This window comes from Brevibacterium aurantiacum (genome assembly GCF_007558825.1).
Classification (GTDB): Bacteria; Actinomycetota; Actinomycetes; order Actinomycetales; family Brevibacteriaceae; genus Brevibacterium; species Brevibacterium aurantiacum_A.
Genome location: NZ_VLTK01000005.1, coordinates 184,640 through 199,054, shown reverse-complemented (window position 1 = coordinate 199,054; position 14,415 = coordinate 184,640). Strand labels below are relative to the sequence as shown.

12 protein-coding genes are annotated in these 14,415 nt (G+C 63.5%); all 12 read right to left on the bottom strand.

The window, feature by feature from the left end:
* The 12 genes from FO013_RS10685 to infB all read right to left on the bottom strand — a co-directional run bounded on the left by FO013_RS10685 (window position 1) and on the right by infB (window position 14,305).
* The gene (locus FO013_RS10685) at window positions 1–1,257 is read right to left on the bottom strand and encodes a glutamate dehydrogenase (RefSeq protein ID WP_260848092.1); all 1,257 of its coding nucleotides are present in this window, start codon (window positions 1,255–1,257) and stop codon (window positions 1–3) included.
* Window positions 1,258–1,363: 106 nt separating this feature from the next.
* Window positions 1,364–2,005: a TetR/AcrR family transcriptional regulator gene (locus FO013_RS10680; RefSeq protein ID WP_260848091.1), complete on the bottom strand. Its 642-nt coding sequence runs from the start codon at window positions 2,003–2,005 to the stop codon at window positions 1,364–1,366.
* Between the two features lie 119 nt (window positions 2,006–2,124).
* Window positions 2,125–3,378 carry a M16 family metallopeptidase gene (locus FO013_RS10675; RefSeq protein WP_143922531.1) on the bottom strand — a complete coding sequence of 418 codons (1,254 nt, stop codon included), beginning with the start codon at window positions 3,376–3,378 and terminating at the stop codon, window positions 2,125–2,127.
* 68 nt (window positions 3,379–3,446) lie between these two features.
* Window positions 3,447–5,666: a polyribonucleotide nucleotidyltransferase gene (locus FO013_RS10670; RefSeq protein WP_143922530.1), complete on the bottom strand. Its 2,220-nt coding sequence runs from the start codon at window positions 5,664–5,666 to the stop codon at window positions 3,447–3,449.
* A gap of 398 nt (window positions 5,667–6,064) precedes the next feature.
* The gene (rpsO, locus tag FO013_RS10665; RefSeq protein ID WP_009882989.1) at window positions 6,065–6,334 is read right to left on the bottom strand and encodes a 30S ribosomal protein S15; all 270 of its coding nucleotides are present in this window, start codon (window positions 6,332–6,334) and stop codon (window positions 6,065–6,067) included.
* A 92-nt stretch (window positions 6,335–6,426) separates the two neighbouring features.
* Entirely contained in the window at window positions 6,427–7,365 is a 939-nt protein-coding gene (locus FO013_RS10660) for a bifunctional riboflavin kinase/FAD synthetase (RefSeq protein ID WP_143922529.1), read from the bottom strand.
* A gap of 73 nt (window positions 7,366–7,438) precedes the next feature.
* A complete protein-coding gene (locus FO013_RS10655) occupies window positions 7,439–7,810 on the bottom strand; it encodes a hypothetical protein (RefSeq protein WP_143922643.1) in 372 nt (123 codons plus the stop codon).
* Complete coding sequence (locus FO013_RS10650) at window positions 7,800–8,423, bottom strand: hypothetical protein (protein ID WP_143922528.1); 624 nt, start codon at window positions 8,421–8,423, stop codon at window positions 7,800–7,802. The genes FO013_RS10655 and FO013_RS10650 overlap by 11 nt, the downstream gene beginning before the upstream one ends.
* Before the next feature lie 100 nt (window positions 8,424–8,523).
* The gene (gene truB, locus FO013_RS10645; RefSeq protein ID WP_143922527.1) at window positions 8,524–9,441 is read right to left on the bottom strand and encodes a tRNA pseudouridine(55) synthase TruB; all 918 of its coding nucleotides are present in this window, start codon (window positions 9,439–9,441) and stop codon (window positions 8,524–8,526) included.
* A gap of 13 nt (window positions 9,442–9,454) precedes the next feature.
* Window positions 9,455–10,348 (bottom strand): VldE C-terminal domain-containing protein, encoded by an 894-nt coding sequence (locus FO013_RS10640; RefSeq protein ID WP_143922526.1) that lies wholly within the window; start codon window positions 10,346–10,348, stop codon window positions 9,455–9,457.
* A gap of 205 nt (window positions 10,349–10,553) precedes the next feature.
* Window positions 10,554–10,982 carry a 30S ribosome-binding factor RbfA gene (gene rbfA, locus FO013_RS10635; RefSeq protein ID WP_143922525.1) on the bottom strand — a complete coding sequence of 143 codons (429 nt, stop codon included), beginning with the start codon at window positions 10,980–10,982 and terminating at the stop codon, window positions 10,554–10,556.
* Window positions 10,983–11,266: 284 nt separating this feature from the next.
* The gene (gene infB / locus FO013_RS10630) at window positions 11,267–14,305 is read right to left on the bottom strand and encodes a translation initiation factor IF-2 (RefSeq protein WP_143922524.1); all 3,039 of its coding nucleotides are present in this window, start codon (window positions 14,303–14,305) and stop codon (window positions 11,267–11,269) included.
* Window positions 14,306–14,415 lie beyond the last annotated feature (110 nt).

Sequence of the window (14,415 nt, the reverse complement as noted above, 5' to 3'; positions counted from 1 at the left end):
CTAACGCTCTGCCTTGGCGGCGGCCATCTGATCAGTGTCCCCTGAATCGACCCCGATCGTTGAATCGACCCCGATCGCTGGATCGACCCTGATCGCTGGATCAGGCGTAGCCCGGAGCGCTTCGAGGTTCGCATCCACCCGGGACTGTGCCGCCTGCCGGGGCGTGATTCCCAAACGGTCGGCATCACTGAGCACCTGAATCGTGAGTTCGCGCAGAGTCTCGGTGACCAGGGACCTGCTGTCGTCCCAGCTGCCGTCGACATCGCCGAACGTCACCCACCACCACCACGCATTCGTCGCGGAGTTCGCGAGAAAATCGGGAACAACCGTGACCCCTCGGGCCTGCAGGCGTTCTTCCGCATCGGGCAGCACGGGCATGTTCGCGGCCTCGACGATGAGCCCGGCGGTGATGGCCTCACAGTTCGCACGCGTGATCGCGTAGCTGACTGCCGCAGGGACAAGCACATCGCAGTCAGCGGCCAGCCAGTCTCTGCGATCACCGTCCACATCAGCGGGACGAAGTGTGGCTCGGTCGATGCCGCCGAAGGGATCGCGTGTGTCCAGCAGGGCCTCGACGTCGAGTCCGGCCGGGTTGGACACGAACCCGTCGGCATCAGCGATGCCGACGATGCGCACTCCCGCCTCGGCGAGGAATCGGGCGCTCGCCCCACCCATCGATCCGAATCCCTGGATCACTGCGGTCGAGTCGGCCGGGTCCCTCCCCTCGGCTTCGAGTGCGGCGATCGCCGAGGTGGCCACTCCCAGGCCGCCGACGAGCTCATCCTGAGCCAGACCGTCGACGACCGCAGAGAAGGCGGTGGCCGTCCGCGCCCTGGCCGCTTCCGGGTCACTCAGCAGCTTCTCCACGGCCGACAGGCCGCTGCCGAGCTCACGCCTGGCAAGGATCTCGTCGATATCGTTCTGGCGCACGCCCAGGTCCTCGCCCAGTGCCCAATAGGCGCGCATGATCGGATTCACGGCGACGAGGAACCTCTCGAGGATGTCGGTGGCTCCGGGAGCACGTGGGTCGAAGTCGATGCCGCCTTTCGCACCGCCGACGGGAACATAGCGCCGGCCAGGACGCAGATGGATCGCCTCCTTGCGCGTCATCCCCTGAGCCAGACCCCGCACCTCCTCGAGAGTGCATCCCTGACGCATTCTCAGCCCGCCCGAGGCTGTTCCCCTCACCAGCGTGTCGATGACGACGAATCCGTGTGCTCCAGTGATCGGATCCTGCCAGGTGATGTCCATGAACATGTCGCTCCCAAGGGTTTTACTGAATCGCTGTTCAGTTAGGTTGAGATCACCAGTCTGACCGTCGGAGGGCTGCCTCGTCAAGAGTGTCGGAGCGAGAGTTCCGGGATCATTCCAATTCGCGTGCGACGAAGGCATCGACCCAAGCGGATAGGGTCTTAGGCGACACGCTTTCAGGGTTGAAGATGAGTTGGACTGCGAGCCCGTCGAGGTACGCGAGGATCCTCGTGGCGCAGCCATCGGCCAGCTCTGCGACGGCGGCTCCTGTGGGCTCGTTCGCGGAGGCTTCCGTGGCCATTCGGACGGGGCTGAATCGGAATTCCTTCGCCTCGAGCCCAGCGACGATGAGCTCGGACAGTATTGTCTTCCACTCTCGGTCAAGTGTGGAGAACGTCGACTTCACCCCATCGTCGAAGAGTCCGGCAGACCACCCGTCGATCCAGATCTTCCAGCTCCTCGTCGAGCCTGTCGGCATGTACCACTGGATGACATCTCTGAGCCGCTGCGATGCTGGCTTCTGCGTCGCGGCGAGTCGACGCGCGCGATAGAGGTCGTTCTCCCCGGCGTGGGCGAAGGCTGCGGCGACGAGTGCTTCCTTCGTCACGAAGTGGTAGATGACCAGGCTCGGGCTCAGTCCCAGCCGTGCGGCGACATCGGCGACTCGGAGGGTGCGCAGGCCGGTGCTTTCGATCTCCTCCACGGTCGCAGCCAGGATCTCGTCCCGACGCACCGATGCGCTCTTTCGCGACATGAACCTCTCCCCCACACAGACAGAAATGGCTGTACAACAAGAATCTTGTTGTACAGCCATTCTAGATGCTCACGGTTCGGAGCCTGCGGGCATCGCCTCAGGCCAGCGTCATCTCATCCTCAGCGCAGAACGACGTCGGCCTGTGGACCCACGAGAGACAGCGACTTCGGGCGACCCATGAGGTCTCCTGCCATCGTCGACACCTGCTCCGCCGTGACCGAGCGGACGCGTTCGATGAGGTCGAGCGGAGATTCGAGTGGGATTCCGAAGATCTCCGATCGGGCCAGTCGATTCATCCGTGCGGCCGAGGACTCGAGCCCGAGGATCATCGAACCCGAGAGCTGGGAGACGATCGCGTCCAGTTCGGTGCGACTGGGCACCTCCTGCGCCAGACGGTCCCATTCGGCCAATGCCAGGTCGACGACGGCCTGCCCGTTCTCCGGTGTGCAGCCGGCGTAGATGCCGAACGTTCCGAAGTCGGTGAACTGGCTTGCCACGCAGTTGACGGCGTAGGCGAGACCGCGTTCTTCTCGCACGCTCTGGAAGAGCCGGGAGGACATTCCGCCGCCGAGCATCGTCAGCAGCACCGAATAGACGAAGCGATCCGGATGGCCCTCTTCGAGACCCTCGCAGCCGAGCAGGATTCCCAGCTGTTCGGTGTCTTTGACCGTGTGTGAGCGACCCGAATGGAACGTCGGCACCTCACGTGCGCCGCGGCCAGGCACCCCGCCTGCTGTCGCGGCGGGGCTGTCCCAGGTGTGTGAGCCGGCCTGGGAGCCGACACCGGCCTGAGCCAATGCGTCATCGACCATTCCCAGGACTTCCTCGTGGGTGGCACCGCCGGCGGCGGCGATGACCAGACGCGGGGGAACATAGGTTGTCGAGTGGTGATCGAGGAGTGTGTGATGGCCCAGCACGCGGATCTGGTCCTTCGTCGCGCCGACTGGGCGTGCCAATGGGTGGTCGCCGAAGATGAGCTCGTCGAAGTCATCGAAGAGGACGTCGCCGGGGTCGTCGGCCGACATTGCCAACTCTTCGATGATGACGCCGCGTTCGCGTTCGAACTCCTCGGCGTCCAGGTTCGAGTTCGAGACCATGTCGACGAGCAGCGAGGTGATGTCCGACAGGTCCGTAACCAGGCAGCGCGAGTAGTAGCAGGTGAGCTCCTTGGCCGTGATGGCGTTGGAGTCTCCTCCGGTCCGGTCGAAGGCTGCCGCGATCGTCTTCGCGTCCTTCGTCGGCGTTCCTTTGAAGAGCATGTGTTCGAGGAAATGGGTCGATCCGGCGGTCTCGGTCGATTCGTCGCGCGAACCTGCCGCGACCCAGATGCCGATGGTCTCCGACGCCAGTCCGGGCATGTGTTCGGTGGTCACTGTCAAACCACCGGGGAGGACAGACCGATCGATTCGGCTGCCCTCCCCGGTGTGAGAATCCTTGAGTATCAGTTGTCTGATTCCTCTTCTGCTTCTTCGTCATCGTCGCCGACAGGCGAGAGTGACAGCTTGCCGCGGTCGTCGATCTTCGTGATCTCGACCTGGACCTTCTGGCCGACTCCGACGACGTCTTCGACGTCCTCGACTCGCTTCCCATCGTTGAGCTTACGCAGCTCGGAGATGTGCAGCAGGCCGTCCTTGCCCGGTGTCAGGGAGACGAATGCGCCGAAGCTCATCGTCTTCACGACAGTTCCGAGGTAACGTTCGCCGACCTCGGGCACCTGCGGGTTGGCGATGGCGTTGATCATCGAGCGGGCGGCATCTGCGGCTGCTCCGTCGGCGGCACCGATGAGGACGGTTCCGTCGTCTTCGATGCTGATGTCAGCGCCGGTGTCTTCCTGCATCTGGTTGATCATCTTGCCCTTGGGTCCGATGACCTCGCCGATCTTGTCGACCGGGATGTTCACCGAGATGATGCGCGGAGCAGTCGGAGCCATCTCTGCCGGAGCATCGATGGCCTCGGCGATGACGTCGAGGATGACCATGCGGGCTTCCTGCGCCTGCTTGAGGGCGGCACCGAGCACCGAGGCGGGAAGGCCGTCGAGCTTGGTGTCGAGCTGGATCGCAGTGATGAAGTCACGCGTACCGGCAACCTTGAAGTCCATGTCGCCGAAGGCGTCTTCGGCACCGAGGATGTCGGTCAGTGCCGCGTATGCGGTCTGATCACCGGTGTCGGTGGAGATGACGTCGGAGACGAGTCCCATGGCGATGCCTGCGACGGGAGCCTGCAGCGGCACACCAGCCGAGAGCATGGCCAGAGTCGATGCACAGACCGAACCCATCGAGGTCGAGCCGTTGGATCCGAGTGCCTCTGAGACTTCGCGGATGGCGTAGGGGAAGTCCTCGCGCTTGGGCAGAACCGGCACGAGTGCACGTTCAGCCAGTGCACCATGTCCGATCTCGCGGCGCTTCGGGCTGCCCACACGACCGGTCTCTCCGACCGAGTAGGGCGGGAAGTTGTAGTGGTGCATGTAGCGCTTCGTGGTCACAGGCGACAGAGAGTCGATGTGCTGTTCGAGCTTGAGCATGTTCAGCGTGGTGACACCGAGGATCTGGGTCTCTCCACGCTCGAAGATGGCCGAGCCGTGAGCGCGTGGGATCACGTTGGTCTCGGCAGTCAGAGGACGGATGTCCTTGAGACCACGACCGTCGATGCGGATCTGCTCGGTGAGGATGCGCTTGCGCACAACCTGCTTCGTCAGAGCGTTGAGGGCCCCGGCGATTTCCTTCTCGCGGCCGGCGAAGCGTTCGCCGAGCTTGTCGAAGAGCTCAGACAGCAGAACTTCGCCGGCTGCTTCGCGTTCCTGCTTGTCAGCGATCTGGAAATTCTCGGTCTGCTTGGCTTCGGCGAGTTCGCGCACAGCCTCGTAGACGTCGTCCTGGTAGTCCTTGAAAACAGGGAACTCGACGGTGGGCTTGGCTGCACTGTCGGCCAGCTCCTGCTGCGCACGGCAGAGTTCGCTGATGAAGGGCTTCGCGGCTTCGAGTCCCTCGGCCACAACCTCTTCGGTCGGTGCGGTGGCACCGGACTTGATGCGGTCGATGGCGTTGTCGGTGGCTTCTGCCTCGACCATCATGATCGCAACGTCGTCACCGACGACACGGCCGGCGACGACCATGTTGAAGACGGCGTCATCGAGCTGCGAGTGGTTCGGGAAGGCAACCCACTGGCCGTCGATGAGTGCGATGCGCACGCCGCCGATGGGACCGGAGAAGGGCAGTCCGGAGAGCTGAGTCGACATCGAGGCCGCGTTGATGGCGAGTGCATCGTAGATGTGGTCGGGGTGGATCGACATCACTGTGACGACGACCTGAACCTCGTTGCGCAGTCCCTTCACGAAGGAGGGGCGCAGAGGGCGGTCGATGAGGCGGCAGGTGAGGACCGCGTCGGTCGAGGGGCGTCCTTCACGGCGGAAGAACGAACCGGGGATGCGACCCGCGGCGTACATGCGCTCTTCGACGTCGACGGTCAGAGGGAAGAAGTCGAAGCCCTCACGGGGGTTCTTGCCCGCCGAGGTGGCCGAGAACAGCATGGTTTCGTCGTCGAGGTAGGCGACGGCAGAACCGGCGGCCTGCTGTGCAAGCCGTCCTGTTTCGAAGCGGATGGTGTGTGAACCATAGCTGCCATTGTCAATGTGCGCTACGGCGGATTCAGGGTTGAGTCCCACGTATTCTCCTTGTTTGTAACCGGTACGCGGACACCTTCGAAGAATGAAGGCGAAAGAAGCCCGCGTCGATCCGGTGGATATTGGCTCGGACAACCCCATGGATCCAAGCCGGTCATCGATCGGGGCCCACGGAAACAGCATGCACATGCGTGCTCTTCCGGAAGCCACTACCGAGGACCGAAAAACGTCCATGGCATGGTTGTCCACGTTGAAGTCTACCGCAGTTGCCCCTGTGAGCCATTGCCTCGCATTCCTCCCGGGCATGCCATGGGTAGTCGAGCTGCCGCGGACAACGAAGAAGCGCCCTGCATGATGCAGGACGCTTCGTTTCGTCTGAGGTGTCTCGTCCGAGTCTGTGTCAGTTCGTCCGAGTCGCGCTCAATGTCATGGGGCTGGTCTCAGCGACGCAGGCCCAGGCGCTTGATGAGCGAGCGGTAGCGCTCGATCTCGACGCGCTGCAAGTACTTGAGCATCCGGCGGCGCTGGCCGACGAGGAGCAGCAGGCCACGACGCGAGTGGTGGTCGTGCTTGTGATCCTTGAAGTGTTCGGTGAGCTCGGTGATCCGGCGGGTCAGCAGCGCAACCTGAACCTCGGGAGAACCGGTGTCGCCCTCGTGAGTTGCATATTCCTTGATGACTTCTTGCTTTTCAGCAGTACTGAGAGCCATGGACTTCTCCTTTTGATCGTTGCGCGGCGCCGAAACCTGTCAGTCTCAGCACTATCGAACCGCGGCCGGTGAAAACGGCAAGGTTCAGTTTATCAGGTGTGGAGCACCTCGCGCACATCGGCAATGTCCTCGTGCATCTTCACGACGAGCTCGTCCATGCCGGTGAACGTCACCTGTCCACGGATGCGTGAGACGAACTCGAGAGTCATATGCCTGCCGTAGACGTCGAATTCACCGAACTCCTTGTCGAGGACATGCGCCTCGACCCGTCGGACGCTGCCTTCGAATGTGGGGTTGGTGCCCACCGAGATGGCTGCGGGGTATGCCAGGTCTTCATCGGAGAATGTCGCCCACCCGGCATAGACACCATCGGCGGGAATGAGGCCCTCGGCATCTTCGGACAGGTTCGCAGTCGGGAATCCGAGGTCGCGACCGCGGGCGTCGCCGTGGACGACGGCCCCTTCGACCCGGTGGTAGCGACCCAGCTGATCGGCAGCCTCGGCGACATCTCCGCCGACGATCTGATCCCGGATCCGCGAGGAGGAGTAGCGTCCCCCGCGCCCGACCTCCTCGATCGTCTCGGTCCGGAATCCGTATTTCTCGCCGAGGTGGCGCAGAGTCTCGATGGTGCCTTCGTTGTCCTTGCCGAACCTCACGTCATCACCGACGACGACGATCTCACAGCCCAGGGCCTCAACGAAGTAGGTGCGCACGAACTCCTCGGCACTCTGGGCCGCGAAGTCGAGGTCGTAGTGCTGGACGAACAGGGCGTCGATGCCGGTGTCCGCGATGAAATCGGCCTTCTGCTCGGTGCTCGTGATCATCAGCGTCGGCTCGTCAGAGCGGTGGACCGTGCGCGGGTGCGGGTCGAAGGTCATGGCCACGGAGCGCAGAGAGCGCTCGCGGGCCAGTGCCGCTACGGCTTGGAGAACAGTCTGGTGACCGCGGTGGACCCCATCGAAGTTGCCCAGGGTCACGACGGTGCCGACATCGTCGGTCCCGACCTCATTCAGTCCGTGATAAAGCTCCACTCGACGCTTGCTCCTTCCGTGCACCGACTCAGGTTATCGCAGAGATGTTCTCACGTGCTAACCCACGCTCGCCTCAGGAGATGACGGCCCAGCCGATCACGCCGACCAGGGATGCGATCGCGATGGAGAGGAACGTTCCGATGATGAATCGCTCGCCCGCGGCCGCCGAGGATTTGATCTCCGCGAAGCGCCCGAGCCCTTTGACTGCGACGACGACGGCCATGAGTTCGGGCCTGCCCAGCACGATGGCTCCGGCGATGAGTGCGCGCTCGACGATGCCGATCCACATTCCGCCGCGCAGGACTTCGATGTCCTCGCTGCCGGTGCGACTCGGCTTCGAGCCGGGCCCGTCGTGGGTCATCCGCAGGAACAGCGGAACGAGCAGGTAGCCACCCGCTGCGGACACGATCGCCGCAATAGCAGCGATGAGTACGTCAAACCACATGGTCACCTGCCTGAGAGTCGCTGTCCCCGGTCTCTCCTACATGGGCCAGGTGGAAGGTCGACAGTGCGCAGGCACCCTCGATGAGTTCCACACCGCCCGGGGAGAGCACCCTGGACACAGCCTGTTGGGAGACGTCGAAGTGTTCAGCGATGTCGTGCTGAGTGGAGTCGGGATGGTCAAGCCTGCGGTCGATGTAGCGCCGAGACTGGGACCGGATGTTCTCGAACGTCCAGACCACCAGGCGCAGGGCGCTTTCAGCCAGGTTCGAGTGCTCGGTCTCCGGGTCGACGACAAGATGAGCGGGTGCACCCTTTGCGGCCTCGACCGCGCGCCTGGCTGCATAGAAGGCCTCTCCCCTGCCCTCGGCGGTGGAAGTCGGCAATGGAGTGTCGACCGGGCCGACTCCGATTCCGATATGCCACCCGGTCCGTGCGGCCAGCAGACGGACGGCCAGAGTCACCTGCTCGGGTGAGTCGAGAACGCCCTGCACCTCATCGCCGATCGTGCGCTCGAAGCCCCGCTGGGTCTCGACGCGGGTCAGAATATCGAGCAGCCCGGGCACCTCATCAGTGCGTTCACGAGATCCCCGCTGGTCGATGGTCATGACGTACATGACTCAAGTACACCAAAGTCCACCACGATAAACAACCGTTTCGGTTGTATCTATCGAATACAATCGATTACGTTGTATTGCCGGCGGCGTCATTGCGATCTCAGGCGAGGTCGATGGCGAAGGCCGTCTGGGATTTCAGCACTCCCCCGGCTCGTACCTCGGCGATCGAGACGAGCTCCTCGCCGACGATCACGGCCACCTCACTACCCTGATCCGGGCTCCGCTCGGTGCCGATCGTCTTGCCCTGCATCAGAGCCTTGGCCTCCGCGGAATCGACGTCCACGGTCGGAAGCAGGGTCCGGGCCACCTCGGCGAGAGAGGTCAGCGCGGGCGCTTCGGCGTCGAGATCATCGGGGATCGTCACCGCTTCATCGAGGCTGAAGGCTCCCACTCGAGTGCGCCGCAGAGCGGTGAGATGACCATGGACGCCGAGGCTGCTGCCGAGATCTCGCGCGAGTGCACGAACATAGGTCCCCGACGAGCAGTCGACTTCGACGTCGACATCGATGTGGCCTTCCGCAACCGAGTACCGAGTGGCGAGGATGGTGAAATCTGAGATCTCGACTCGGCGCGCCTTGAGCTCAACGTCTTCACCGGCACGGACGCGGGCGTAGGAGCGTTGGCCGTTGACCTTGATCGCGGAGACCGCACTGGGAACCTGGTCGATGGAGCCTCTCAAAGCTGAGACGCCGTGGGCGATCCCAGCATCGGTGACTGCCGACAGTGCCGCAGGCTTGGCGAAGAGGTCTGGCTCGGAGTCCGCGTCATCGGTCGGCGTGGCCGATCCGAGACGGATCGTGGCCAGATAGGTCTTGGACACACCGGTGATGTAGCCCAGAAGCTTGGTCCCGCGGCCCAGCCCGAGGACGAGGACGCCCGTGGCCATGGGATCAAGGGTTCCGGCATGCCCGACCTTGCGGGTGCCGTACCAGCGCCGAATCCGAGAGACGACGCCGTGGGAAGTCAGGCCTTGGGGCTTGTCGCAGACAAGGACACCCTGCGGGGAAGTATCGCTCACGTGTCAGGTTCGATCAGTTGAACGAGACGTGCACGTGGTCGAAGTGGTTGTCGGTGGGTGAACCACGGTCTTCCATGCTGCTCCAACCACTGCCCGGGTTCCAGATGCGCTGTTCCCAGATCACGTACTTGACGTTGAGTGCTCCGGAGTTCTGGATCAGGTACTCGGCGATGCGGTCGCCGGTGGCGCCGGTGATCATCACGTCCACGGCCGCGCCGGTGTGATGGTCCGAGGTGCCGGAGCCTGGCCGAACGCCACCGTAGGTTTTGACTTCGGGGAACTTCGCACACACGGCGCGATAGCCGTTGACGGCATTGGGCTGCAGTCCGGATTCGATCGAGGATGAGACCGAGCACGGTTCGTTCGAGATGCCCTCTGGAGTGTCAGAACCCTCAGATGACTTCTCATCCGAATCGGAGGACTTCTCGTCGGATGACTTCGCACTGCCGGACTCCGTCTGCGCCTTCTCCGTCGTCGGGGACGGCTTGGGCTTGGGAGTCTTGACGTCGAGTGTCGTCTTCGAGGTCTTGTTCTTGTACTTGGGATCGTCCTTGACGTCCTTGAGGTATTCTTCGCCGGCCTTCTCGCGCTGGGCGTCGATCTCATCCTGGCTGACGGCCGAGGGGCTCGACTTGGCCTGCTGCGCAGAGGTGTCAGCGGCCTCGGTCGTGACATTGCCGGCCTCAGGCGGGCTCATGACGACGGTGGAGCCGACGACGGCAGCGGTGGCAGCGGCCGGAACCGCGATCGCGGCAACGACGGGACGCTGCCTGACAGTCGCCAGCACAGAGGTGGCGGTCGACGGTGCGTCCGAGGAGTGCCGACCGGAAGAGCGCTTGCTGGCGGGGGTCAGATCCCGGACCAGCTGCTTAGCAAAGCCAGGCTTTGGCGAAGAGTGCTTACCCAATTCAGAAATCCCTTAACAGAGTCGTAATCATTTCGTTACCAGAAAAAGTCTAAACGAGAAGTGAAAGATTACAAAACTGTTACGTGAAGTTTTTTCGCGAGAGTGACAGAGATCGCGGTTGAGCGCACGAATCCCGCCGCGCTCAACTGAGAGGACACTGCCGGAGCACTGTCGCATCGGTGGTCCGTTACAGCGCTGTGACCAGTCAGCCTTCCTCGTCGGCCTTCTTGTAGGGGTCTTCGTCCCCCGCGGGCTTCGCGTCCTTGGCCAGTCCGGCCACCCGAGCGTCATCTGCTGCGGCCTTGGCGAGGAGACCGTCAAGGTGAGCGGCGGCCTCCGGCACGGCGTCGGCAATGAATTCGAGGCTGGGAGTCAGCCGGATCGTCAGGCCCTTGCCGACCTCTGACCGGATGAAGCCCTTCGCGGACTCCAATGCTTTGCCTGTGGCTTCGAGGTCCTGCCCGTCGCCGAAGACAGTGTAGAAGATCGAGGCGTGCTGCAGATCTCCGGTCACGCGCACATCGGTGACCGTGACGAAACCGAGACGCGGATCCTTGAGTCTGCGTTCGATCGTGCTGGCGACGATGACCTTGATCTGGTCGGCGATCTTACGCGCCCGAGTTGCATCTGCCATGGTGACTGACTTCCTTCTTCGTCTGAACTATGTCCGTGACTGAGTTCGCTTGGAACTGCCACTTGAGTATCTGTGTCTGTGTGTACCTGTGTCTGGGTGGAGCTGTGGTCGTGGAGCACTCCCCCGGCACATTCTCTCATCGCCGGGCACGTCAGTGCGCAACAGCGCAGAGGCCTGCGAACCGCAGACCGGGTCCTGCCCGGGAGGTGCGCAGGCGAGTGGACTTATGCCACCCGCTCGCGCATCCCCCGTTCAGAACCCGGTTTGGGAGAGCGACGTGTCGATCAGTCGCGAGGCTTCTCACGCATCTCGACGGTCTCGATGATGTCGCCGACGCGCAGATCGTTGAAGCTGCCCAGGCCGATGCCGCACTCGAATCCTTCGCGGACCTCGGTGGCATCGTCCTTGAAGCGACGCAGGGACTCGATCTTGACCTTGTCCCCGACGACCACTCCATCACGGGTGACGCGAGCAGACGCGTTCCTGGTGATGTGACCATCGCGAACGATGGAACCGGCGATGTTGCCGAACTTGGAGGACCGGAAGACTTCGCGGATCTCCGCGGTGCCTGTCTGGACCTCTTCGTACTCCGGCTTGAGCATGCCCTTGAGCGAGCTCTCGATGTCGTCGATCGCCTGGTAGATGACCGAGTAGTAACGGACATCGACGCCTTCGCGCTCGGCCAGGTCGCGCGCCTTCGCCTCCGGACGGACATTGAAGCCCAGAACGATCGCGTTGTCGACCGTGGCCAGGTTGATGTCGTTCTCCGTGATCGCACCCACACCGCGGTGGATGATGCGCAGGTCGACGTCGTCGCCCACATCGATCTTGAGCAGCGAATCCTCCAGCGCCTCGACGGCACCGGACACGTCGCCCTTGAGGATGAGGTTGAGCATGTCGACCTTGCCCTCGGCCAGCGCCTTGGTGAAGTCCTCGAGGCTGATGCGCTTGCGACCGCGAGCCTGAGCGGCATTGCGCTCGATGGCGTCACGCTTCTCAGCGATCTGACGGGCGGTGCGATCGTCCTCGGTGGAGATGAAAGTATCGCCGGCACGTGGCACGGAGGACAGACCCAGCACCTGGACGGGACGGGATGGTCCCGCCTCCTCGACGAGGTTGCCGTTCTCATCGAACATCGCACGCACACGTCCGTAGGCGGTGCCACACACGATGGCATCTCCCTGACGCAGGGTGCCGGAGTCGACGAGCACGGTCGCAACCGCGCCACGGCCCTTGTCCAGCTTGGCTTCGATCGCGATGCCGCGAGCCGACTTGTCCGGATTGGCCCTCAGGTCCAGCGCAGCATCGGTGGTCAGCAGCACGGATTCGAGCAGCTGATCGATGCCCTCGCGCTTGAGCGCAGAGATCGGCACGAACATGGTCTCGCCGCCGTATTCCTCGGCAACCAAGTTGTACTCGGTCAGCTGCTGCATGACCTTGGCGGGGTTAGCGCCTTCCTTATCGGTCTTGTTCACTGCGACCACGATCGGAATGTTCGCCGCCTGAGCGTGGTTGAGTGCCTCAACGGTCTGCGGCATCACGCCGTCATCGGCCGCGACCACGAGGATCGCAAGGTCGGTCGACTTCGCACCACGGGCACGCATAGCGGTGAACGCCTCGTGACCTGGGGTATCGAGGAAAGTGATCTTGCGATCGATGCCTTCGTGTTCGACCTCGGCCTGGTAGGCACCGATGTGCTGGGTGATTCCGCCAGCTTCGCGCGCAGCCACGTTCGCGGAGCGAATGGCATCGAGCAGCTTGGTCTTACCGTGGTCGACGTGTCCCATGACCGTGACGACCGGTGGACGTGCTGCGAGATCCTCGTCGGCTTCGTCCGCGGCTTCCGCGTCAAGGTCGATGTCGAAGGTCTCGAGCAGCTCACGATCTTCGTCCTCGGGTGAGACGATCTCGATCTTGTAGCCGAGTTCCTCGCCGAGGACCTCGAATGTGCCCTCATCCAGTGACTGGGTGATGGTCGCCATCTCGCCGAGGTGGAAGAGCACCGTCACGAGGTTCGTCGGATCGGTGTTGATCTTCTCAGCGAAATCGGCCAGCGAGGATCCGCGACGCAGACGCAGAGGAGTGTTGCCGTCGCCGCGTGGAACAGAGACGCCACCGACCGACGGTGTCTGCATCTGCTCGAACTCGGCGCGCTTGGCCCGCTTCGACTTGCGTCCCTTCTGACGAGGACCGCCTCCACGGCCGAATGCGCCCTGGGTGCTTCCGCGACCGCGACCTGAACCGCGACCGCCTGGACCACCGCCGGGACCGCCGCCGGGTCCGCGACGACCTGCAGGTGCGCCGCCTGGAGCTGCACCTGGCGCACCGGGTGCGCCGCCGCCGGCGGGAGCGTTGCCGCGTCCTCCGCCTCGACCGCGGCCTGGAGCCGGCTTGTTCAGCGCAGAGTTCTTCATCATCGATGGATTGGGGCGAGGTGCGCCCGGACGTGGTGCCGGACGTGGACCTGCTGCGCCTTCCTCACCGGATGCACGAGGTGGCTTCTGACCTGGCTTCGGCATCCCCTGCGAGTTTGCGAACGGGTTGTTGCCCGGGCGCGCGCCTGGGCCGCCTTGGCCACCCTGGCCGCCGGGACGATTGCCGGTCTTCGGTCCGCCGCGTCCTGCCGGTTTGGGCATGCCCTGTGCTGGGGCGAAAGGGTTGTTTCCGGGACGGGCCGGCGAGCGACCGCCCGGTTTCGGAGCAGAGCCAGGCTTGGGTGCCGAACCTGGCTTAGGAGCCGCAGCGGGCTTCGCAGCAGCACCGGGCTTCGGCGCGTTCGAACGCGCTGCAGGCTTGGCCTGCTCTGCAGGGGCATCAGCAGACTTGGTGCCTGCAGCGGACGCGTCCGCGTCAGCAGCCTTGGCATCTGCAACGGGTTTGGCTTCTGCAGCGGGCTTGGCATCTGCAACAGGTTTCGCGCTCGGCTTCGCGCCGGTCGGCTTAGCTGCGGGGGGCGCCTCTGCAGGAGTGGATTCAGCTGCTTCGGTCGGTGCCGAAGCTGGCTTGGCGCCGGGCTTGGCTCCTGGCTTGGCTCCAGGCTTGGCCGAAGTCTTTGCACCGGGCTTGGGAGCTCCGGGCTTCGCGGCAGGCTTGGCGCCTGGCTTAGCAGCCGGCTTCGAGTCGGCGGATGCGCCGGAAGGCTTGTTGCCGGAGCCGGCCGGACCGGACTCGGCGAATGCTTCCTTCACCTTGCGCACAACGGGTGCTTCGAGGGTCGAGGATGCGGAGCGAACGAATTCGCCCAGGCCCTGGAGTTTCTCGAGGACGTTCTTACTTGTAGTGCCGAGCTCTTTTGCGAGCTCATGGACACGGGGCTTTGCCACAGTTCTCCTGTCCGGGTTCTTTCCCGGTCAGGAAAGAACCTCATCAATGAAGAGCAGTTCTCATTTCACTGCTCTCTCGAATTCCGATAGCGGTGTCATCGCACGACACT